General features: G+C 53.9%; 18 protein-coding genes, 5 tRNA genes and 2 pseudogenes. 16 read left to right on the forward strand and 9 right to left on the reverse strand.

Annotation, left to right across the window (positions count from 1 at the left end; genetic code table 11):
* Window positions 1-125: 125 nt before the first annotated feature.
* The 10 genes from tolB to pnuC all read left to right on the forward strand — a co-directional run bounded on the left by tolB (window position 126) and on the right by pnuC (window position 5,372).
* Window positions 126-1,418: a Tol-Pal system beta propeller repeat protein TolB gene (gene tolB / locus ACLHV8_RS05350; RefSeq protein ID WP_028019423.1), complete on the forward strand. Its 1,293-nt coding sequence runs from the start codon at window positions 126-128 to the stop codon at window positions 1,416-1,418.
* Window positions 1,419-1,453: 35 nt separating this feature from the next.
* Window positions 1,454-1,975 (forward strand): peptidoglycan-associated lipoprotein Pal, encoded by a 522-nt coding sequence (pal, locus tag ACLHV8_RS05355; protein WP_003858578.1) that lies wholly within the window; start codon window positions 1,454-1,456, stop codon window positions 1,973-1,975.
* 9 nt (window positions 1,976-1,984) lie between these two features.
* Window positions 1,985-2,782, forward strand: a complete 798-nt coding sequence (cpoB, locus tag ACLHV8_RS05360) for a cell division protein CpoB (RefSeq protein ID WP_049005563.1) — start codon at window positions 1,985-1,987, stop codon at window positions 2,780-2,782.
* 161 nt (window positions 2,783-2,943) lie between these two features.
* Window positions 2,944-3,019, forward strand: a tRNA-Lys gene (locus tag ACLHV8_RS05365).
* A gap of 27 nt (window positions 3,020-3,046) precedes the next feature.
* Window positions 3,047-3,122: transfer RNA gene (locus ACLHV8_RS05370), tRNA-Val, on the forward strand.
* A gap of 3 nt (window positions 3,123-3,125) precedes the next feature.
* Window positions 3,126-3,201, forward strand: a tRNA-Lys gene (locus ACLHV8_RS05375).
* A 46-nt stretch (window positions 3,202-3,247) separates the two neighbouring features.
* A tRNA-Lys gene (locus ACLHV8_RS05380) sits at window positions 3,248-3,323 on the forward strand.
* Window positions 3,324-3,347: 24 nt separating this feature from the next.
* Window positions 3,348-3,423: transfer RNA gene (locus ACLHV8_RS05385), tRNA-Lys, on the forward strand.
* A gap of 163 nt (window positions 3,424-3,586) precedes the next feature.
* Window positions 3,587-4,630: a quinolinate synthase NadA gene (gene nadA, locus ACLHV8_RS05390; RefSeq protein ID WP_049005800.1), complete on the forward strand. Its 1,044-nt coding sequence runs from the start codon at window positions 3,587-3,589 to the stop codon at window positions 4,628-4,630.
* 22 nt (window positions 4,631-4,652) lie between these two features.
* Window positions 4,653-5,372 (forward strand): nicotinamide riboside transporter PnuC, encoded by a 720-nt coding sequence (pnuC, locus tag ACLHV8_RS05395; RefSeq protein ID WP_028019420.1) that lies wholly within the window; start codon window positions 4,653-4,655, stop codon window positions 5,370-5,372.
* On the opposite strand, the gene zitB is transcribed toward pnuC, so the two are convergent.
* Window positions 5,369-6,298 carry a CDF family zinc transporter ZitB gene (zitB, locus tag ACLHV8_RS05400; RefSeq protein ID WP_208593818.1) on the reverse strand — a complete coding sequence of 310 codons (930 nt, stop codon included), beginning with the start codon at window positions 6,296-6,298 and terminating at the stop codon, window positions 5,369-5,371. The two genes, pnuC and zitB, sit on opposite strands and share 4 nt — an antisense overlap.
* Window positions 6,299-6,481: 183 nt before the next feature.
* Here zitB and aroG point away from each other — a divergent pair, with 183 nt between their 5' ends.
* Window positions 6,482-7,534: a 3-deoxy-7-phosphoheptulonate synthase AroG gene (gene aroG, locus ACLHV8_RS05405; RefSeq protein ID WP_028019418.1), complete on the forward strand. Its 1,053-nt coding sequence runs from the start codon at window positions 6,482-6,484 to the stop codon at window positions 7,532-7,534.
* Between the two features lie 61 nt (window positions 7,535-7,595).
* On the opposite strand, the gene gpmA is transcribed toward aroG, so the two are convergent.
* The 7 genes and pseudogenes from gpmA to modE form a co-directional block, all read right to left on the reverse strand.
* Window positions 7,596-8,348 carry a 2,3-diphosphoglycerate-dependent phosphoglycerate mutase gene (gene gpmA / locus ACLHV8_RS05410; RefSeq protein ID WP_028019417.1) on the reverse strand — a complete coding sequence of 251 codons (753 nt, stop codon included), beginning with the start codon at window positions 8,346-8,348 and terminating at the stop codon, window positions 7,596-7,598.
* 206 nt (window positions 8,349-8,554) lie between these two features.
* A pseudogene (gene galM / locus ACLHV8_RS05415) lies at window positions 8,555-9,589 on the reverse strand (galactose-1-epimerase); the annotation flags it as partial.
* A gap of 1 nt (window position 9,590) precedes the next feature.
* Window positions 9,591-10,739: pseudogene (gene galK, locus ACLHV8_RS05420) on the reverse strand (galactokinase).
* A 4-nt stretch (window positions 10,740-10,743) separates the two neighbouring features.
* Window positions 10,744-11,790 carry a galactose-1-phosphate uridylyltransferase gene (gene galT, locus ACLHV8_RS05425; protein WP_208593814.1) on the reverse strand — a complete coding sequence of 349 codons (1,047 nt, stop codon included), beginning with the start codon at window positions 11,788-11,790 and terminating at the stop codon, window positions 10,744-10,746.
* Window positions 11,791-11,799: 9 nt separating this feature from the next.
* Window positions 11,800-12,816: a UDP-glucose 4-epimerase GalE gene (gene galE / locus ACLHV8_RS05430; RefSeq protein ID WP_128347831.1), complete on the reverse strand. Its 1,017-nt coding sequence runs from the start codon at window positions 12,814-12,816 to the stop codon at window positions 11,800-11,802.
* A gap of 201 nt (window positions 12,817-13,017) precedes the next feature.
* Window positions 13,018-14,490: a molybdate ABC transporter ATP-binding protein ModF gene (gene modF / locus ACLHV8_RS05435; protein ID WP_208593813.1), complete on the reverse strand. Its 1,473-nt coding sequence runs from the start codon at window positions 14,488-14,490 to the stop codon at window positions 13,018-13,020.
* 67 nt (window positions 14,491-14,557) lie between these two features.
* Complete coding sequence (gene modE, locus ACLHV8_RS05440) at window positions 14,558-15,346, reverse strand: molybdenum-dependent transcriptional regulator (RefSeq protein ID WP_208593812.1); 789 nt, start codon at window positions 15,344-15,346, stop codon at window positions 14,558-14,560.
* 127 nt (window positions 15,347-15,473) lie between these two features.
* On the opposite strand from modE, the gene ACLHV8_RS05445 reads away from it, so the two are divergent.
* From ACLHV8_RS05445 to modC, 4 genes are all read left to right on the forward strand, one after another.
* Window positions 15,474-15,623, forward strand: coding sequence for an AcrZ family multidrug efflux pump-associated protein (locus ACLHV8_RS05445; RefSeq protein WP_008501118.1), 150 nt, complete (start codon window positions 15,474-15,476; stop codon window positions 15,621-15,623).
* Between the two features lie 178 nt (window positions 15,624-15,801).
* Window positions 15,802-16,575: a molybdate ABC transporter substrate-binding protein gene (gene modA, locus ACLHV8_RS05450; protein ID WP_208593811.1), complete on the forward strand. Its 774-nt coding sequence runs from the start codon at window positions 15,802-15,804 to the stop codon at window positions 16,573-16,575.
* On the forward strand, window positions 16,575-17,264 hold the full coding sequence (gene modB / locus ACLHV8_RS05455; RefSeq protein ID WP_028019409.1) for a molybdate ABC transporter permease subunit: 690 nt from the start codon (window positions 16,575-16,577) through the stop codon (window positions 17,262-17,264). The genes modA and modB overlap by 1 nt, the downstream gene beginning before the upstream one ends.
* 2 nt (window positions 17,265-17,266) lie before the next feature.
* Window positions 17,267-18,325, forward strand: coding sequence for a molybdenum ABC transporter ATP-binding protein ModC (gene modC, locus ACLHV8_RS05460; RefSeq protein WP_208593810.1), 1,059 nt, complete (start codon window positions 17,267-17,269; stop codon window positions 18,323-18,325).
* Here the strand turns inward: modC and ACLHV8_RS05465 are convergent, their stop codons facing one another.
* Window positions 18,326-19,144 carry a pyridoxal phosphatase gene (locus tag ACLHV8_RS05465; RefSeq protein ID WP_049005776.1) on the reverse strand — a complete coding sequence of 273 codons (819 nt, stop codon included), beginning with the start codon at window positions 19,142-19,144 and terminating at the stop codon, window positions 18,326-18,328.
* 140 nt (window positions 19,145-19,284) lie between these two features.
* On the opposite strand from ACLHV8_RS05465, the gene pgl reads away from it, so the two are divergent.
* Entirely contained in the window at window positions 19,285-20,280 is a 996-nt protein-coding gene (pgl, locus tag ACLHV8_RS05470; protein ID WP_208593809.1) for a 6-phosphogluconolactonase, read from the forward strand.
* Window positions 20,281-20,318: the final 38 nt, after the last annotated feature.

The raw sequence follows: 20,318 nt of genomic DNA on the forward strand, positions 1-20,318 counted from the left end.
TCCCCGTGCAAACGGGGAAAAATAGACCAGGTTTAGTCACAGGGTTCAGGTAGTTTTGTCTATTTGGGTTTGTTAACATTCTGCTAAATTATCGTGGGTAAGGTTACCCGGATAAGGGAGATATGATGAAGCAGGCATTACGTGTAGCATTTGGTTTTTTAATGCTGTGGGCAGCAGTACTGCACGCAGAAGTACGTATCGAGATCACCCAGGGGGTGGACTCGGCACGCCCAATCGGGGTTGTTCCGTTCCAGTGGGCCGGTCCTGGCGCTGCGCCTGAAGATGCTGGTGGCATCGTGGCGGCTGACCTGCGTAACAGTGGTAAATTCAACCCGTTAGACCGTTCTCGTCTGCCTCAGCAGCCGGGCAGTGCGCAGGAAGTACAGCCTGCTGCATGGTCTGCTCTGGGAATTGATGCCGTGGTTGTGGGTCAGGTTACGCCTAACCCGGACGGCTCTTACAACGTGGCCTGGCAACTGGTTGATACCGGTGGTGCGCCGGGTACCGTTCTGGCACAGAACTCCTACAAGGTCACTAAGCAGTACCTGCGCTACGCGGCTCACGCTGCCAGTGATGCGGTATTCGAAAAACTGACAGGCATTAAAGGTGCATTCCGTACCCGTATTGCCTATGTGGTTCAGACCAACGGTGGTCAGTTCCCTTACGAACTGCGTGTATCTGACTACGACGGTTACAACCAGTTCCTGGTGAAACGTTCTTCCCAGCCTCTGATGTCTCCAGCATGGTCTCCGGACGGTTCTAAGCTGGCGTATGTAACCTTCGAAAGCGGCCGTTCAGCGCTGGTTATCCAGACACTGGCAAACGGTGCTGTTCGTCAGGTGGCGTCGTTCCCACGTCACAACGGTGCACCTTCATTCTCTCCGGATGGGTCTAAACTGGCGTTTGCGCTGTCTAAAACCGGTAGCCTGAACCTGTACGTGATGGACATTGGTTCTGGCCAGATTCGCCAGGTGACTGATGGTCGTAGCAACAATACCGAACCTTCATGGTTCCCGGACAGCCAAAATCTGGCATTTACCTCTGACCAGGCAGGCCGTCCGCAAATCTATAAAGTGAATGTCAACGGCGGTGCTCCGCAGCGTATTTCCTGGGAAGGTACACAGAACCAGAACGCAGACGTGAGCAGCGACGGTAAGTTTATGGTAATGGTGAGCTCCAACGGTGGGCAGCAGCACATTGCCAAACAAGATCTGGTAGCGGGTGGCGTGCAAGTTCTGTCGTCAACGTTCCTGGATGAAACGCCAAGTCTGGCACCTAACGGCACGATGGTAATCTACAGCTCTTCTCAGGGGATGGGATCTGTGCTGAATCTGGTTTCTACAGATGGGCGTTTCAAAGCGCGTATTCCGGCAACTGATGGACAGGTAAAATCACCTGCCTGGTCGCCGTATCTGTAAATAATAATTAATTGATTACTAAAGGAATCATAGAAATGCAACTGAACAAAGTGCTGAAGGGGCTGATGATCGCTCTGCCTGTAATGGCAATCGCAGCGTGTTCTTCCAACAAGAACGCAAGCAATGACCAGAGCGGCGAAGGCATGATGGGTGCCGGCACCGGTATGGACGCGAACGGCAATGGCAACATGTCTTCTGAAGAGCAAGCGCGTCTTCAGATGCAGCAGCTGCAGCAGAACAACATCGTTTACTTCGATCTGGATAAATACGACATCCGTTCTGACTTCGCTGCGATGCTGGATGCGCACGCTAACTTCCTGCGTAGCAACCCATCTTACAAAGTCACCGTAGAAGGTCACGCGGACGAACGTGGTACTCCTGAGTACAACATCTCCCTGGGTGAACGTCGTGCTAACGCTGTTAAAATGTACCTGCAGGGTAAAGGCGTTTCTGCTGACCAGATCTCCATCGTTTCTTACGGTAAAGAAAAACCTGCAGTACTGGGTCACGACGAAGCGGCTTACTCCAAAAACCGTCGTGCCGTACTGGTTTACTAAGAGAATTGCATGAGCAGTAACTTCAGACATCATCTGTTGAGTCTGTCGTTACTGGTTGGAATAGCGGCCCCCTGGGCCGCTTTTGCTCAGGCACCAATCAGTAGTGTCGGCTCAGGCTCGGTAGAAGACCGGGTCACTCAACTCGAGCGTATTTCTAACGCTCACAGCCAGCTTTTAACCCAACTCCAGCAACAACTTTCCGATAACCAAAACGATATTGACTCTCTCCGTGGCCAAATTCAGGAAAGCCAGTATCAGCTTAATCAGGTTGTGGAACGCCAGAAGCAAATCTTGTTGCAGATTGATAGCCTGAGCAGTGGTGGTGGTGCACAAGCACAGCCGGCAGCAGGCGATCAGAGCGGAGCGGCGACTTCTGCGCCAGCCCCGGCGGCTGATGCTTCTGCTTCAACAGGAGCGCCTGTACAAAGCGGTGACGCGAATACAGACTATAACGCGGCCATTGCCCTGGTACAGGATCAATCTCGTCAGGATGACGCGATTGCGGCGTTTCAGAACTTTGTTAAGAAATACCCTGATTCCACTTATCAGCCAAATGCGAACTACTGGCTTGGTCAGCTGAATTACAACAAGGGTAAAAAGGACGATGCGGCGTTTTATTTTGCCTCTGTGGTGAAAAATTACCCGAAATCGCCAAAAGCGCCAGATGCGATGTATAAGGTCGGCGTGATCATGCAGGACAAAGGCGACACTGCGAAAGCCAAAGCGGTTTATCAGCAGGTGGTCTCAAAATTCCCGGGTACCGAAGGTGCTAAGCAGGCGCAAAAACGTCTGAATTCGATGGGATGATTATCGCATGACCAGAAATCGCGTTATTTCTGGTCGTGCAGCATGATTACTAAGCAGTTAAGTGATCTTCATCGAAATTTTTGTTGCGCTGAATTCTTAAATCAGTAATATATGCCGCCGTTGCCACGGGATATCAAACAACGTGAAAACAGCGTAAAAGTGGGTCGTTAGCTCAGTTGGTAGAGCAGTTGACTTTTAATCAATTGGTCGCAGGTTCGAATCCTGCACGACCCACCACTTAACGCATTACCGGCAGTACAGAGTGGGTGATTAGCTCAGTTGGTAGAGCATCTCCTTTACACGGAGGGGGTCGGCGGTTCGAGCCCGTCATCACCCACCACTCGGGTCGTTAGCTCAGTTGGTAGAGCAGTTGACTTTTAATCAATTGGTCGCAGGTTCGAATCCTGCACGACCCACCACTTTAAAGTGGCACCGAGTAAAAATCTTCGAAGTCAGCACCCGAATGGGTCGTTAGCTCAGTTGGTAGAGCAGTTGACTTTTAATCAATTGGTCGCAGGTTCGAATCCTGCACGACCCACCACTTCGAAGAAAAAATTCCCGCAAGGGGTCGTTAGCTCAGTTGGTAGAGCAGTTGACTTTTAATCAATTGGTCGCAGGTTCGAATCCTGCACGACCCACCAGTGTAAAAAGGCGCCCTAAAGGCGCCTTTTTGCTATCCATTCCGATGACATTTCCTCTCAAATTCGCTATCTTGTTTAGTATACAAAACACAATTGCCGTCCGTTTTGCTATGTCATGCAAAAGAAAGGCAATATTGTTAAGCCAGTAAAACGAGAAGCCATAATGAGTGTGATGTTTGATCCTGAAGCCGCAATCTATCCGTTTCCGCCAAAGCCTGTCCCGCTGAGCCTGGATGAAAAGCAATTCTACCGTGAGAAGATCAAGCGACTTCTCAAAGAGCGAGACGCGGTGATGGTGGCGCATTACTACACCGACCCGGAAATTCAGCAGCTGGCGGAAGAGACCGGAGGCTGTATTTCTGACTCACTGGAAATGGCACGCTTCGGTGCAAAACATCCCGCTTCGACGTTACTGGTTGCTGGCGTACGTTTTATGGGCGAAACGGCGAAGATCCTGAGCCCTGAAAAAACCATTCTGATGCCGACGCTTAATGCTGAGTGCTCACTCGATCTTGGCTGCCCGATTGACGAATTCTCGGCCTTCTGTGACGCCCATCCTGACCGGACCGTGGTGGTCTACGCTAATACCTCTGCGGCGGTAAAAGCGCGGGCTGACTGGGTGGTCACGTCAAGTATCGCCGTTGAGCTGATTGAACATCTGGACAGTCTGGGCGAAAAAATTATCTGGGCGCCCGATCGCCATCTCGGAAATTATGTCCAGAAGCAGACGGGGGCAGACGTTCTTTGCTGGCAGGGCGCCTGCATTGTGCACGATGAATTCAAGACCCAGGCACTGGCGCGCATGAAGGCGCTTTATCCTGACGCCGCCATTCTTGTTCACCCTGAATCACCGCAGTCTATTGTCGACATGGCGGATGCCGTGGGCTCAACCAGCCAGCTTATCAACGCGGCCAGGACGCTACCCAATAAACAGCTCATCGTGGCAACCGATCGCGGTATCTTCTATAAGATGCAGCAGGCCGTGCCGGAGAAAGAGCTTCTGGAAGCGCCTACAGCGGGTGAGGGGGCAACGTGTCGCAGCTGCGCGCATTGCCCGTGGATGGCGATGAATGGCCTGAAGGCGATTGCTGAAGGGCTCGAGACAGGCGGTGCTGCACATGAAATCCATGTGGATGCCGCTCTGCGTGAAGGTGCGTTAATTCCGCTTAACCGCATGCTGGATTTTGCGGCTACACTACGTACTTAATTCAAAATGCCCTGGGGAAAAGATGGATTTTTTTAGCACGCAGAACATTCTGGTTCATATACCGATTGGTGCAGGTGGCTATGACCTGTCATGGATTGAGGCCGTAGGCACGCTGGCTGGTTTACTCTGTATCTGGCTGGCGAGCCTTGAGAAGATCAGCAATTACGCGTTTGGGCTGATTAACGTTACGCTGTTTGCGATTATCTTCTTCCAGATCCAGCTATACGCCAGCCTGCTTTTGCAGCTGTTCTTCTTCGCTGCCAATATTTACGGCTGGTACGCGTGGTCGCGTCAAAACAGCCAGCAGGAGGCCGAGCTGCAAATCCGCTGGCTGCCTCTGCCGAAAGCTATCGCCTGGTTTGTCGCCTGCGTGGTCGCCATTGGTTTAATGACTGTCTATATCAACCCGGTATTTGCTTTCCTGACCCGCATAGCGGTGTCGGTGATGTCTGGTATGGGGTTGAATGTGGCTATGCCTTCGCTTCAGCCAGATGCTTTCCCGTTCTGGGATTCCTGCATGATGGTGTTGTCGATTGCCGCGATGATCCTGATGACCCGTAAATACGTTGAGAACTGGCTGCTGTGGGTCATCATCAATGTCATCAGCGTGGTGATCTTCGCCCTGCAGGGCGTCTATGCGATGTCACTGGAATATCTGCTGCTGACCTTCATTGCGTTGAACGGTAGCCGGATGTGGATTAACAGCGCGCGTGAGCGAGGCTCTCACGCGCTTTCCAGCTAATGTTGATGATGTGAATGGCCGGACTGCGCCTCATTCAGGTGGCAGTCCGGCCCGTTACATGGCTGATACTCCATCTGGATGGTCGCATGACCAATCTCATAGTGATGTTCAAGAAAGTGCTGGATCCGTTCAAGCAGCGCATCATGGTCATGAGGTGGGATCACCTGAACGTGCAATGTCATAACCGGTTTCTCTCCCACCAGCCAGACGTGCACGTGATGCACATTGCGGACTTCCGGGACAGAGCGGTGCAGGTTACGTTTCAACTCAGCAATATCTATTGATGTTGGTGCACCTTCAAGCAGTTCATTGACGCTCTCCTTCAGCAGTCGCCAGGCGCTACGCAGCACCAGACACGACACCAGCACTGAAAGAATCGGGTCGGCAGGCGTCCAGCCGGTATAGAGGATTACCAGCGCGGCCACAATCGCGCCCACTGAACCGAGCAAATCACCCAGCACATGCAGGGCCGCCGCACGCACGTTGAGGTTCTTTTCCGTACTTCCTCGGTGCAAAATCCAGAAAGCCAGAATATTAGCCAACAGCCCTGCCACGGCGATGACCATCATTGTCATCCCCGCAACGGGTTGCGGGTGTCTGAAACGCTGGAAGGCCTCCCAGACGATAAGAACGGTAATGACCACCAGTGCAATGGCGTTAACAAACGCGGCGAGGGTGGTCAGCCTCAGCCAGCCGAAGGTATGGCGCGCATTCGGTGGACGACGAGCAAACTGCACGGCCAGCAGGGCGAAGAGCAGGGCGGCGGCATCGGTCAGCATATGTCCGGCATCGGCCAGAAGCGCCAGAGAGCCGGAAACCAGGCCGCCAATGACCTCGATAATCATGAAGGTTGCGGTGACGCCAAAGGCTAGCATCAGTCGTTTAGCGTTTTCGTCCCCGGAAGCGTGCGAATGAGAGTGCGCCATATCTATTTTCCTGGTTCATTTTAGGTTAAGTGTAGAGTTTTTAATGTGTTAGACAAACCTATTTTTGGGTCTGTTTCTGCAAATCCGGGAGAGAGTGTAAAAGGCGGTTTACACTAAGCGGCGAGCAAGTTAGATTGAAAGGATTGCATTCACTACTAGAGTTATGGCAGAGCTGGAAAGAAAATGAATTATCAGAATGACGATTTACGTATCAAAGAGATCAACGAGTTATTACCTCCTGTAGCACTCCTTGAGAAATTCCCCGCCACTGAAAATGCCGCAAACACGGTTTCTCATGCTCGTAAAGCGATCCATAAGATCCTGAAAGGTAATGACGATCGTCTTCTGGTGGTGATTGGTCCTTGTTCTATTCACGACCCGGCAGCCGCGAAAGAGTACGCGGCCCGTCTGCTCACCTTGCGAGAAGAGTTGAAAGACGAGCTGGAAATCGTCATGCGCGTTTACTTTGAAAAACCGCGTACCACCGTGGGATGGAAAGGGCTGATTAACGATCCGCACATGGACAACAGCTTCCAGATTAACGACGGTCTGCGCATTGCGCGCAAGCTGCTGCTGGAGATCAACGACAGTGGCCTGCCGGCAGCCGGTGAGTTTCTGGACATGATCACGCCGCAATACCTGGCAGACCTGATGAGCTGGGGCGCAATTGGCGCACGTACCACGGAATCGCAGGTTCACCGCGAACTGGCGTCCGGTCTCTCTTGCCCGGTTGGCTTTAAAAACGGGACTGATGGCACTATCAAGGTAGCTATTGACGCCATCAACGCAGCGGGCGCGCCGCACTGCTTCCTGTCCGTGACCAAATGGGGTCACTCCGCCATCGTTAACACCAGCGGTAACGGTGATTGCCATATCATTCTGCGCGGCGGCAAAGAGCCAAACTACAGTGCAAAACATGTGGCGGAAGTGAAAGTCGGTCTGGACAAAGCCGGGCTGCCACCGCAGGTGATGATCGACTTCAGCCACGCCAACTCCAGCAAGCAGTTTAAAAAGCAGATGGAAGTGGGGGCAGATGTCTGCCAGCAGATTGCTGGCGGTGAGAAGGCGGTGATTGGGGTGATGATCGAAAGCCATCTGGTTGAAGGTAACCAGAATCTGGAAGGCAGCGAGCCGCTTGTCTATGGCAAGAGCGTGACGGATGCCTGCATCGGCTGGGAAGATACCGACACGATCCTGCGTCAGCTGGCGAATGCGGTAAAAGCCCGTCGCGGCTGAATAATCAGGCACAAATAAAAAAGCGCGGAAGGTTCCGCGCTTTTTTTATATCCGGCGAAAATTACTTCGCTTTACCCTGGTTCGCAACGGCCGCTGCTTTCGCCGCGATCTCTTCTGCGTTACCCAGATAGTAGTGTTTGATTGGCTTGAAGTTTTCGTCGAACTCATACACCAGCGGTACGCCAGTCGGGATGTTCAGTTCGAGGATTTCGTCTTCACCCATGTTATCCAGGTATTTCACCAGCGCACGCAGGGAGTTACCGTGAGCTGCGATGATCACGCGCTCGCCGCTTTTCAGGCGTGGCAGAATTGTTTCGTTCCAGTAAGGCACAACGCGATCGATGGTCAGCGCCAGGCTCTCGGTGGTTGGCAGCTCAGCGTCGGTCAGTTTCGCATAACGCGGGTCGTGACCCGGGTAACGCTCGTCATCTTTGCTCAGCTCTGGTGGGGTGATTGCGAAGCCACGACGCCACTGTTTAACCTGCTCGTCGCCATATTTCTCAGCGGTTTCCGCTTTGTTCAGGCCCTGCAGCGCACCGTAGTGACGCTCGTTCAGTTTCCAGGATTTCTCAACCGGCAGCCAGGCCTGATCCAGTTCGTCCAGCACGTTCCACAGGGTGTGGATGGCACGTTTCAGCACAGAGGTGTAAGCAAAATCAAAGCTGAAGCCTTCTTCCTTCAGCAGTTTACCTGCTGCTTTTGCTTCGCTTACGCCTTTCTCAGACAGATCAACGTCGTACCAACCGGTAAAGCGGTTTTCGTTGTTCCACTGGCTTTCGCCGTGACGCACCAGAACCAGCTTAGTAATAGCCATCTCTTACTCCTCAAGCATTTTTAGAATGATAACAATTCTCATTATATTGCCGTGGCGGTGCCACCAGCAACGCTTAACCCTAACCATAGCGAAAATAGTCTCTGAGTGTAAGATGCTTGTGAATCCAGGGTTATGATTTTGTCTGCGATCGGCGCTATTTTCAGCAAGGCGAGCAGAAAAAAGCCCTCCGACAGGAGGGCTGGAAATCAATGCGGGATAAAATGGTATTCCGTCACGCTGACGTACTCTTCTCCCGGGCGCAGCACACAGTCTGGCTGCGGCCATTCCGGATGATTGGGGCTGTCCGGCAGGAACTCGCTCTCCAGCGCCAGGCCTTGCCAGTCGCTATACTCATCGTGTTCGCGCGCCGTCGTGCCGCCAAGGTAGTTGCCTGAGTAGAATTGCAGTGCAGGGGCTGTGGTATACACCGTCATCTGCAGCTTCTCATCCGCAGACCAGACTTGTGCTGCAGGCTGGCTGATATCACTTTTTGCCTGCAGCAGGAAAGCGTGGTCGTAACCTTTCACCTTGCGCTGATCGTCATCGCTCAGGAAATCCTGGGCGATAGTCTTCGCGCTGCGGAAGTCAAAGCTGGTTCCGCTCACGTCTTTGAGGCCCTGATAAGGAATTCCCATCTCGTCAACCGGCAAATACGCATCCGCCAGGATCTGCAGCTTGTGGTTACGCACGTCGCACTGGTTACCGTCCAGATTAAAGTACGCGTGATTGGTCAGGTTGACCGGACACGGCTTGTCGACCGTCGCACGGTATTCAATGGCGATACGGTTGTCGTCGGTCAGCGTAAAGCGCGCGGAGGCGATAAGGGTCCCCGGGAAGCCCTGATCGCCATCAAGCGAATCCAGTGAGAACAACACTTCCCCATCGTTTTGACGAACAATCTTCCAGCGGCGTTTGTCAAACCCGTCCGGACCGCCGTGCAGCTGGTTCTCACCCTGGCTTGGAAGCAGAGAATACTCCACGCCGTCGAGTTCAAAATGGCTCTTCGCGATGCGGTTAGCGTAGCGCCCTACAGACGCGCCCAGATAGGCGGACTGATTGACATACTGTTCAGGCGAGGCACAGCCGAGCAGGGTTTCGCGCACGCTGCCGTCCGGCATCGGTACGCGGGCAGAAAGAAGGGTTGCACCCCAGTCCATCAGCGTAACCACCATCCCCGCGCTGTTGCGCAGGGTTAACAGGCGATACGGCAGACCATCCGGTGCAAGGGTAGGTGTTTCGTTTTTAGCACTGTCCGGCTCCTTGTGATGCTTTACACACGTAGAACGTTTCTTTAATACCTGTTTTCGCTTCGTATTGTTTCTCTACCGCCTGCTGGACGGCAGGAACCAGTTCTTCCGGCACCAGGGCAACAATGCAGCCACCGAAGCCACCGCCGGTCATACGCACGCCACCTTTCTCGCCGATGGTGGCTTTGACGATGTCCACCAGGGTGTCAATTTGCGGAACGGTGATCTCGAAATCATCGCGCATGGAGGCGTGCGATTCCGCCATCAACTCACCCATACGTTTCAGATCGCCTTCGCCAGCGCGGACGCGGCTTCGACGGTTCGGGCGTTCTCCGTCAGCACGTGACGAACGCGTTTGGTGACGACCGGATCCAGCTCGTGGGCCACCTTATTGAATTCATTAAGCGTCACGTCGCGCAGGGCGGGTTGCTGGAAGAAGCGCGCACCGGTTTCGCACTGCTGGCGGCGGGTATTGTACTCGCTCCCCACCAGCGTGCGTTTAAAGTTGCTATTGATAATAATGACCGCGGCGCCTTTTGGCAGCGGAACGGCTTTGGTGCCAAGCGAGCGGCAGTCGATCAGCAGCGCGTGCTCTTTTTTGCCCAACGCGGAGATCAACTGATCCATAATGCCGCAGTTGCAGCCCACGAACTGGTTTTCTGCTTCCTGACCGTTCAGAGCGATTTGCGCGCCATCCAGCGGCAGATGATAAAGCTGCTGGAACACGGTTCCCACGGCGACTTCCAGAGAGGCAGAGGAGCTTAAGCCTGCCCCCTGTGGTACGTTGCCACTGATAACGAGATCGGCGCCGCCAAAGTTCTTGTTACGTTTCTGCAGGTGCTTTACCACGCCGCGCACGTAGTTAGACCATTGCTGGCTGTCGTGTCGTCACAATCGGGGCATCGAGGGAAAACTCGTCCGTCTCATTACCATAATCCGCCGCAATCACGCGGACGTTGCGGTCGTTACGCTTTGCACAGCTGATGACGGTCTGGTAATCGATGGCGCACGGCAGCACGAAACCGTCGTTATAGTCGGTGTGTTCACCGATCAGGTTAACGCGGCCAGGTGCCTGGATAACGTGGGTGGCAGGGTAGCCAAATTTCTCAGCAAACAGGGATTGTGTTTTATCTTTCAGACTCATTTTTTTAGACTCCTGATTCGCGATAGTGGACGTCGCTAACGGCACGCAGACGTTCTGCCGCCTGTTCCGCCGCCAGGTCACGCTGCGTTTCCGCCAGCATTTCATAGCCCACCATAAATTTACGTACCGTCGCAGAACGCAGCAGCGGCGGATAGAAATGGGCATGCAACTGCCAGTGTTGATTCTCTTCTCCGTTAAACGGTGCGCCGTGCCAGCCCATGGAGTACGGGAAGGAGCACTGGAACAGATTGTCATAACGGCTGGTCAGCTTTTTCAGCGCCAGGGCAAGGTCGTCGCGCTGCACGTCGCTAAGATCCGTAATGCGCCGCACGTGAGCTTTTGGCAGCAAGAGCGTTTCGAAGGGCCAGGCAGCCCAGTAAGGCACCACGGCCAGCCAGTGTTCGGTTTCCACCACGGTGCGGCTGCCATCGGCCAACTCACGTTGGGTGTAGTCCAGCAGCATCGGGGAACCGTTTTCCGCGTAATAGGCTTTTTGCAGGCGGTCTTCACGCTCGGCTTCGTTAGGCAGGAAGCTGTTCGCCCAGACCTGGCCGTGCGGATGGGGGTTCGAGCAGCCCATGGCCGCGCCTTTATTTTCGAACACCTGCACCCACGGATAGCTCTGCCCCAGCTCGGCGGTTTGCGCCTGCCAGGTGCTGACGACCTCTTTCAGCGCGTCCACGCTCAGTTCTGGCAGCGTTTTGCTGTGATCGGGCGAGAAGCAGATCACGCGGCTGGTTCCGCGAGCGCTTTCACAGCGCATCAGCGGATCGTGGCTTTCCGGCGCGTCCGGCGTGTCGGTCATCAGGGCGGCAAAATCGTTGGTAAAGACGAAGGTGCCTTTGTAGTCCGGGTTTTTATCTCCGGTGACGCGGGTGTTGCCCGGACACAGGAAGCAGTCCGGGTCATGCTGCGGCAGCGTCTGTTTCGCAGGCGTCTCTTGCGCCCCCTGCCAGGGGCGCTTGGCGCGATGCGGAGAAACTAAAATCCATTGCCCGCTTAACGGGTTAAAACGACGATGCGGATGATCGACGGGATTAAATGAAGTCATGACGGATCCTTAGTCCGGATAACCTTGTGGGTGGCGGGACTGCCAGTGCCAGGTATCCTGTGCCATTTCATCCAGCGTGCGGGTCACACGCCAGTTAAGCTCTTTATCGGCTTTGGTGGCATCGGCCCAGTAAGCAGGGAGGTCACCCTCACGACGCGGTGCGAAGTGATAATTGACCGGCTTACCGCAGGCTTTGCTGAAGGCGTTAACCACATCCAGCACGCTGCTGCCAATACCGGCGCCGAGGTTGTAAATATGCACGCCTGGCTTATTTGCCAGTTGCTGCATGGCCGCCACGTGCCCGTCGGCCAGATCCATAACGTGGATGTAATCACGCACGCCGGTGCCATCTTCGGTTGGATAGTCGTTACCAAAAATCGCCAGTGAGTCACGACGGCCCACCGCTACCTGCGCGATATACGGCATCAGGTTATTCGGAATGCCCTGTGGATCTTCACCCATATCGCCTGACGGATGGGCGCCGACCGGATTGAAGTAGCGCAGCAACGCGATGCTCCATTCCGGCTGCGCTTTTTGCAGATCGGTCAGGATCTGTTCCACCATCAGTTTGCTTTTGCCATACGGACTTTGCGGCGTACCGGTTGGGAAGCTTTCAACGTAAGGGATTTTTGGCTGGTCACCATAAACGGTGGCGGATGAGCTGAAGATAAAGTTTTTAACGTTTGCCGCGCGCATGGCGGAGATGAGACGCAAGGTTCCGTTGACGTTGTTGTCGTAATACTCCAGCGGTTTCGCAACGGATTCACCGACCGCTTTCAGACCGGCGAAGTGGATCACCGTTTCAATGGCGTGGTCGTGAAGGATCTCGGTCATCAGCGCTTCATTGCGGATGTCGCCTTCCACGAACGTTGGCTGTTTCCCGCCAAGACGTTCAATCACAGGCAGCACGCTGCGCTTACTATTGCACAGGTTGTCGAGGATGATGACATCATGACCATTTTGCAGCAGTTGCACACAGGTATGACTTCCTATGTAACCGCTACCACCTGTTACCAGAACTCGCATATTTCGCTCCATTGGGCTTATGGTATGTAATAACCATAGCATAACAGAGTCGCTAAAAGTGTGACATGGGATAAAATAGTGGAATCGTTTACACTGTTTTTAAATACCGATTTTCTGATGTCGTGTGGCATTGTAGATCAAAGGGATAGCGATGTCTTAGTGCAGGTTATCTGAAAAACGGAGGGCGGCGCCCTCCGGAGTTTAGTCGATTTTGCTTAGCAGATAATCATAGCGTTCACCGTCCGGCACAAACTCCAGGCGGTGTGTGATGCAGGAGGGGGCATCTTCGGCATGGTGTGAAACAAACAGCAGTTGCGTTTCGCCTTCACTAATGAGGACATCCACAAAGCGGCGGATTAACTGTCGGTTCAGCGGGTCCAGTCCCTGCAGGGGTTCATCGAGGATCAGAAGCGTAGGATGTTTCACCAGGGCGCGAACGATCAGCGCCAGCCGCTGCTGCCCCCACGACAGGCTATGAAACGGCGCGTCAGCGACCCGGGTATCCATTCCAAGAATATCCAGCCATTGCTGAGCCAGCTTGTGCTGTTTGTCCGATACCGCCTGATAAATGCCGATGGAATCAAAATACCCGGAGAGGATCACATTGCGCACCGTTGTGCTGACCCGGTAATCGAGATGCAGGCTGCTGCTGACATACCCGATATGCTTTTTGATATCCCAGATGGTTTCGCCGCTGCCGCGACGCCGGCCAAACAGCGTGAGATCGTTACTGTAACCCTGCGGGTGATCCCCGGTGATCAGGCTCAGTAGCGTTGATTTACCCGCACCATTAGGGCCAACAATCTGCCAGTGCTCGCCTGGATTGACCGTCCAGCTGAGATGGTTAAGGATCGGGCGATCGTCATAAGAGACAAGGCCATCACACAGCACGATGCGCGGCTGGTGGGGATCAAGCGCATGACGAGCTGAAGGGGCGTCGGGTTCCGGAAGCGTGATTCCATCAAGCTGTTCACTGTGTGCGAGTTGCGCAATTAATGCCTGCTTAAGCAGCACTGATTTTTCGCCTGTTTCAGTCAAATTACAGTCGGCCAGCACACCTGCATTCTGGATGAAATCCGGAATTTCATCGAAGCGGTTAAGCACCAGCACAACGGTATACCCCTGCTGGTTAAGCGAAGCCAGCAGCGTTGCCAGCTGGGCGCGAGACTGCACGTCAAGACCATCGAACGGTTCGTCAAGGATCAACAACTCTGGTTCGCTCATCAAAGCCTGACAAAGCAGCGTTTTCCGCGTCTCGCCGGTTGAAAGGTATTTAAAGCGCCGGTCCAGCAGGGCGGTGATGCCGAACTGTTCTGCCAGGTGCTGGCAACGGGCGGGATCGTTCACCTCATCCTGAATAATTTCCGCCGTCGTACGGCCGGTATCTTCTTCGCCAGGGCTGAGTAAATCGGTGTTGTTACGCTGCCATTCGTCACTGACCAGCTTTTGAAGTTGTTCAAATGACAGACGTGTCAGGCGCGTAAAATGGCGCTGATATTCACCCTTGAGGAGAGGGAGCTCGCCGGCCAACGCGCGGGCAAGGGCTGATTTACCGCTCCCGTTCGTGCCGACAAATGCCCAGCTTTCACCTGCGCGAATTGCCAAATCGGCAATTGTCAGTGTTCGGGTATCGCTAAGACGAAACGTGCCTTGCGAAATATGCAATGATGACATGATTTATCCCATTTTTTGCAGCAACAGATGTCAGGGATACTCACTGTCGGTACGATTGTCAATGTGCTCAGCACAATGTGGCGATAATCACCCGGTCTGCGTTGAAATATGCGGTGACTACAGCACCTTCCTCTAATCCGTCAGCCTCGTTGAGCGGTACCGTCGCGCAGAGCATTTGTCCGTCCGCCAGGGTCATCAGCACTTCACACTGTTCCTCACCGCGTTCAATATGGGTGATTGCACCGTGAAGCTGGTTATCGGCTGCCTTAGCTGTATCGGGATTGCTCGTGATATTGACCCACGGCGCTTTCAGTAACACCAGCACCTCTTTACCTTCATCCAGCTCAAGACGTTTTGCACTCTGCGCCGTTATTGCGGCTTTCAGGCGGGTAGTCCCATCGGCAAGCAGGATCTCGATATGCTGCTGCACCTGGAGATTATCGCGTGCCGTTACCGTACCAAACCACTGGTTACGGGCGCTGGTTTGTAACGAGAAACGGGATATGGCAGCCAGCAAACTGTCCAGCGGGAGATTGTCGTCATCACTCAACACATCAAACGCTTTTTGCTGGATCTGGGCCAGGAGATCGTAAAGTTGAATCAGACGCTGCCCAAAACGCGTAACCACTGCACCGCCGCCGCCTTTGCCGCCTGTAGCTCTGTCCACCAGCGGTTGCTCGCTCAGGGTGTTCATCTCGTTGATGGCATCCCAGGCACTTTTGTAACTGATACTGGCGTTTTTTGCCCCCTGGCTAATCGAGCCTGTTTGTTCTATCTGTTTAAGCAGGGTGATACGACGCGGATCGGCGAAAAGCTTTTGCTGAAGTCGGAGGGTGAGGAGAATTTCGGCCTGCATAACAGTATCCTGGCAAAAAGAGTATTGTGACCCAAATGGTGCAGGGCGCAAAGGGTACCGCACAAAAGGGGATGTTTTTCTCACTTGAAAGGGTAGAATAAGCTATTCACAATCTCTGGAGAAAACCATGTTAGAGTTGTTAAAAAGTCTGGTATTCGCCGTGATCATGGTACCAGTAGTGATGGCCATCATCCTCGGTGCCATCTACGGCCTGGGTGAAGTGTTCAACGTCTTCTCGAACATTGGTCACCGAGACCAGGCTAAAAAGCAGCATTGATTCCCTACAAAACGCCCGGCTAGTCCGGGCGTTTTGCTCTCAAGATTTTCCCGTTTTCGCCGATAATATTTAACGTATCACACTGGTTTACCTCTTCAGCGGTACGATTTAACGCTGGGATCTCCCTGACGTTATCGTTATATTAATGTGTATATAACGCTACTCACAGGAGTTAAAAATGGCACGTACCTGGGTACGCCTTTTCGCAGGGGCAACGCTGACGCTTTCACTTACCGGCCACGCGCTGGCGGACGACGGTAAAATTACGGTCTTTGCGGCGGCGTCGCTGACCAACGCGCTGCAGGATATCGCGGCGGCATATAAAAAAGAGAAGAACGTTGATGTAGTCTCCTCTTTTGCGTCTTCCTCGACGCTGGCACGTCAGATAGAAGCGGGTGCGCCGGCGGATCTGTTCATCTCGGCTGACCAGAAGTGGATGGATTACGCGGTGGAGAAGAAAGCGATTGATGCGGCGACCCGCGAAACGCTGCTGGGGAATAGCCTGGTAGTGGTGGCGCCAAAAGCCAGCGCGCAGGCTGACATCACCATCAACAAAGAGACCAACTGGATCAGCCTGCTAAACGGTGGCCGCCTGGCGGTGGGGGATCCTGAGCACGTACCGGCCGGGATCTACGCCAAAGAAGCACTGCAAAAACTGGGCGCATGGGAGACATTGTCACCGAAACTGGCCCCGGCTGAAGATGTCCGCGGTGCGCTGGCGCTGGTAGAACGCAACGAAGCTCCACTGGGTATTGTCTACGGTTCCGATGCCGTTGCCGGCAAAGGTGTCAAAGTGGTAGGTACCTTCCCGGAAGACTCCCACAAGAAAGTGGAATACCCTGTTGCGATTGTTGATGGACATAAAAATGCGACGGTTTCTGCCTTTTATGATTATCTGAAAGGACCAGAAGCCTCTGCAATCTTTAAACGTTATGGATTTACAACTCACTGATGATATTGACCGATCCTGAATGGCAGGCCGTGCTGCTGAGCCTTAAAGTCTCTTCCCTGGCAGTCGTGCTGAGTTTGCCCTTTGGGATCTTCTTTGCCTGGTTACTGGTCCGCTGTAAGTTTCCAGGCAAAGCCCTGCTGGACAGTGTGCTTCATCTTCCCCTCGTGTTGCCGCCCGTGGTGGTCGGTTATCTGTTACTGATTTCAATGGGACGTCGCGGTTTTATCGGTGAGAAACTCTATGACTGGTTTGGGCTGACGTTCGCTTTTAGCTGGCGCGGAGCGGTGCTGGCGGCGGCTGTGATGTCATTCCCTCTGATGGTCAGGGCTATCCGTCTGGCGCTGGAGGGGGTGGATCTCAAACTGGAACAGGCGGCCCGCACGCTGGGCGCCGGGCGCTGGCGCGTCTTCTTTACCATTACGCTGCCGCTAACATTACCCGGTATTATTGTCGGTACGGTGCTGGCCTTTGCCCGCTCGCTGGGCGAGTTTGGCGCGACGATCACGTTTGTGTCGAACATCCCCGGCGAGACGCGAACCATTCCCTCGGCCATGTATACCCTGATTCAGACGCCAGGTGGAGAAAACGCCGCAGCGCGACTGTGCATCATCTCAATCGTATTAGCGCTGGTATCATTGCTGGTGTCGGAATGGCTAGCGCGACTCAGCCGTGAGCGGATGGGGAAATAGTCATGCTGGAGCTTCAATTTACCCAGACGCTGGGAAATCATACCCTGACGATTAACGAGACGCTGCCAGCCAGCGGCATTACCGCCATCTTTGGCGTGTCTGGCGCGGGGAAAACGTCGTTGATTAATGCGATCAGCGGCCTGACCCGCCCTCAATCAGGGCGCATTGTATTAAATAACCGCGTCTTAAATGACGTGGAAAATAAGGTATATCTTTCGCCGGATAAACGCCGTATCGGCTATGTTTTTCAGGATGCACGATTATTCCCGCACTACAGCGTGCGCGGGAATCTGCGTTACGGCATGGCGAAAAGCATGGCCGGGCAGTTTGATAAGCTGGTGACCCTTTTAGGGATTGAACAGCTGCTCGACAGGCTGCCATCCTCGCTTTCCGGCGGTGAGAAACAGCGTGTGGCGATTGGCCGCGCGTTACTGACCGCGCCAGAGTTGCTGTTGCTCGATGAACCGCTGGCCTCGCTGGATATTCCGCGTAAACGTGAACTCCTGCCGTATCTGCAGCGCCTGACGCGCGAAATTAATATTCCGATGCTCTACGTCAGCCACTCGCTGGATGAGATCCTGCATCTGGCTGATAAAGTGCTGGTGCTGGAAGAGGGTTGTGTTAAGGCCTTCGGCAACCTTGAAGAGGTGTGGGGCAGCAGCGTGATGCACCCCTGGTTACCTCGGGAGCAGCAGAGCAGCATTCTCAAAGTCAGCGTGCTGGAACACCATCCGCATTACGCAATGACCGCGCTGGCACTGGGCGATCAGCATCTGTGGGTCAACAAAATCGACAAACCGCTGCAGTCTGCGCTACGTATTCGCATTCAGGCGTCGGATGTCTCGCTGGTGCTGCAACCGCCGTTGCAGACCAGTATCCGAAATATTCTGCGTGCAAAAGTGGCGGAGTGTTTTGATGATAACGGCCAGGTAGAAGTAAAGCTTGAGGTCGGCAGCAGGACGCTCTGGGCGCGTATCAGCCCGTGGGCCAGAGATGAATTAGGGATCAAACCCGGCCTGTGGCTTTACGCGCAAATTAAGAGCGTCTCGATCACCGCCTGATTACAGCAGGTGGGTATAAATGTACTGCGCGATGCTGTCAGTGGTGTTATCGCCAATCACCACGTTAGCGCGCGCTTTTACTGCATCATCGGCATTGCCCATCGCCACGCCGGTACCGGCGGCTTCCAGCATGCTGATGTCGTTGTAGTTATCGCCGAAGGCGATCACGTCACGCATCGACCACCCCTGAGATTCCACATACTGTGTCAGACGCTTGCCTTTGCTGTTACCTTTGCGGGCGATATCAACCTGGTCATGCCAGGACCATTCACACTCCAGGCCCAGCGTTTCTTCCACGTGTTTTGCGAAGGTATTCAGTTTGGTGGTGTCTTCATCCGTCAGCGCGAATTTCCAGATAGCATCAACATCCTGCGCTGCCTGGCGCAGGGAGGATACCTGGGTAAAGACCGGACGCTGGGCTTCAGGCAGGGACTGCGCCCAGTTGCTGGTGCGGATCACATGGCCGGTCGGGCGTTCATAGACCATCGCGTTATCCACATACATCAGGCCGTGTACGGCGTGTTCATCCAGCAGATCAATTAATTGCAGCGCCTGAGGAACCGGCAGCGGGTCGGATGCCAGAACCTTTTTCGCCTGATAATCATACAAATAAGTGCCATTACAACAAATTGCAGGTGTATCTAACGCCAGTGCCTGATAAAAAGGGTGAATGGCAACGTGATGTCGACCCGTTACGATAAGGAGTTGATATCCCACTTCCTGCGCGCGTTTAAGCGCTTCAAGGGAGGCGGGGAGGAGGGTTTTTTGCGGCGTCAGTAAGGTACCGTCTAAATCCAGAGCAATCACACGCGAGGTCATTTTTTTTTCCGGGTTAATATTGAATTTACGTATTGATGGGATGGTACACCGAGAGGCGGACGCTTCAAAATTCCTGTCGACAATTCAGCATTCACCGTCAAAAGTTAACTACTTTCATGCGCAGTGAGGAGTGAATATTCATGAAACAAACCGTTTATACCGCCAGTCCTGAGAGCCAGCAGATCCATGTCTGGCGTTTAAATACCGAAGGGTCACTCACGCTGGTGCAGGTTGTTGATGTCCCAGGGCAGGTGCAGCCGATGGTCATCAGTCCGGATAAACGTTTCTTGTACGTGGGTGTGCGCCCGGAGTTTCGCGTGCTGGCCTACCGCATCTCTCCGGACGACGGCGCGCTGACTTACACTGCCGAAGCGCCATTGCCGGGCAGCCCAACCCATATCTCTACCGATCGTAAAGGCAATTTTGTCTTTAGTGGCTCGTATAACGCAGGCTGTGTCAGCGTAACGCGTCTGGAAAACGGTATTCCGGTTGAAACTGTCGATGTGGTGGAAGGGCTGGAAGGTTGCCACTCGGCGAATATCACGCCGGATAACCGTACACTGTGGGTACCTGCATTGAAGCAAGATCGTATCTGCCTGTTCACCCTGAGCGACGATGGTCACCTGGTGGCGCAGACTCCTGCTGAAGTCACTACCGTTGAAGGCGCGGGCCCCCGTCATATGGTTTTCCATCCGAACCAGCAGTACGCCTATGTGGTCAATGAACTGAACAGCTCGGTGGACGTCTGGGAACTGAAAGATCCTAACGGCCAGATTGAGTGCGTGCAGACGCTGGATATGATGCCGTCTGACTTCTCTGACACCCGTTGGGCTGCGGATATTCACATTACGCCAAATGGCCGCCATCTGTACGCCTGTGACCGTACCTCCAGCCTGATTACCGTGTTTAGCGTCTCGGAAGATGGCAGGGTGCTGGCGATTGAAGGCTTCCAGCCAACGGAAACTCAGCCGCGCGGTTTTAATATCGACCACAGTGGTAAATATCTGATCGCAGCAGGGCAGAAATCCCACCACATTGCGCTGTATGAAATCAAAGGCGAGCAGGGCCTGCTGGAAGAGAAAGGGCGCTATGCGGTAGGCCAGGGGCCTATGTGGGTGGTGGTTAACGCCCACTAAGCGGCTTAAAACAAAAAACCTCGCGAATGCGAGGTTTT

The sequence above is a fragment of the Enterobacter sp. CPE_E863 genome (genome assembly GCF_046521465.1).
Taxonomy (GTDB): Bacteria; Pseudomonadota; Gammaproteobacteria; order Enterobacterales; family Enterobacteriaceae; genus Enterobacter; species Enterobacter adelaidei.

Bases quoted from the DNA above. Each gene is read 5' to 3' on its own strand.
- zitB (WP_208593818.1), bottom strand. From the start codon at position 6,298: ATGGCGCACTCTCATTCGCACGCTTCCGGGGACGAAAACGCTAAACGA.
- modC (WP_208593810.1), top strand. From the start codon at position 17,267: ATGCTGGAGCTTCAATTTACCCAGACGCTGGGAAATCATACCCTGACG.
- galT (WP_208593814.1), bottom strand. From the start codon at position 11,790: ATGACTTCATTTAATCCCGTCGATCATCCGCATCGTCGTTTTAACCCG.
- modE (WP_208593812.1), bottom strand. From the start codon at position 15,346: ATGCAGGCCGAAATTCTCCTCACCCTCCGACTTCAGCAAAAGCTTTTC.
- modA (WP_208593811.1), top strand. From the start codon at position 15,802: ATGGCACGTACCTGGGTACGCCTTTTCGCAGGGGCAACGCTGACGCTT.
- pal (WP_003858578.1), top strand. From the start codon at position 1,454: ATGCAACTGAACAAAGTGCTGAAGGGGCTGATGATCGCTCTGCCTGTA.
- pnuC (WP_028019420.1), top strand. From the start codon at position 4,653: ATGGATTTTTTTAGCACGCAGAACATTCTGGTTCATATACCGATTGGT.
- galE (WP_128347831.1), bottom strand. From the start codon at position 12,816: ATGCGAGTTCTGGTAACAGGTGGTAGCGGTTACATAGGAAGTCATACC.
- aroG (WP_028019418.1), top strand. From the start codon at position 6,482: ATGAATTATCAGAATGACGATTTACGTATCAAAGAGATCAACGAGTTA.
- modF (WP_208593813.1), bottom strand. From the start codon at position 14,490: ATGTCATCATTGCATATTTCGCAAGGCACGTTTCGTCTTAGCGATACC.
- pgl (WP_208593809.1), top strand. From the start codon at position 19,285: ATGAAACAAACCGTTTATACCGCCAGTCCTGAGAGCCAGCAGATCCAT.
- nadA (WP_049005800.1), top strand. From the start codon at position 3,587: ATGAGTGTGATGTTTGATCCTGAAGCCGCAATCTATCCGTTTCCGCCA.
- ACLHV8_RS05445 (WP_008501118.1), top strand. From the start codon at position 15,474: ATGTTAGAGTTGTTAAAAAGTCTGGTATTCGCCGTGATCATGGTACCA.
- modB (WP_028019409.1), top strand. From the start codon at position 16,575: ATGATATTGACCGATCCTGAATGGCAGGCCGTGCTGCTGAGCCTTAAA.
- ACLHV8_RS05465 (WP_049005776.1), bottom strand. From the start codon at position 19,144: ATGACCTCGCGTGTGATTGCTCTGGATTTAGACGGTACCTTACTGACG.
- gpmA (WP_028019417.1), bottom strand. From the start codon at position 8,348: ATGGCTATTACTAAGCTGGTTCTGGTGCGTCACGGCGAAAGCCAGTGG.
- tolB (WP_028019423.1), top strand. From the start codon at position 126: ATGAAGCAGGCATTACGTGTAGCATTTGGTTTTTTAATGCTGTGGGCA.
- cpoB (WP_049005563.1), top strand. From the start codon at position 1,985: ATGAGCAGTAACTTCAGACATCATCTGTTGAGTCTGTCGTTACTGGTT.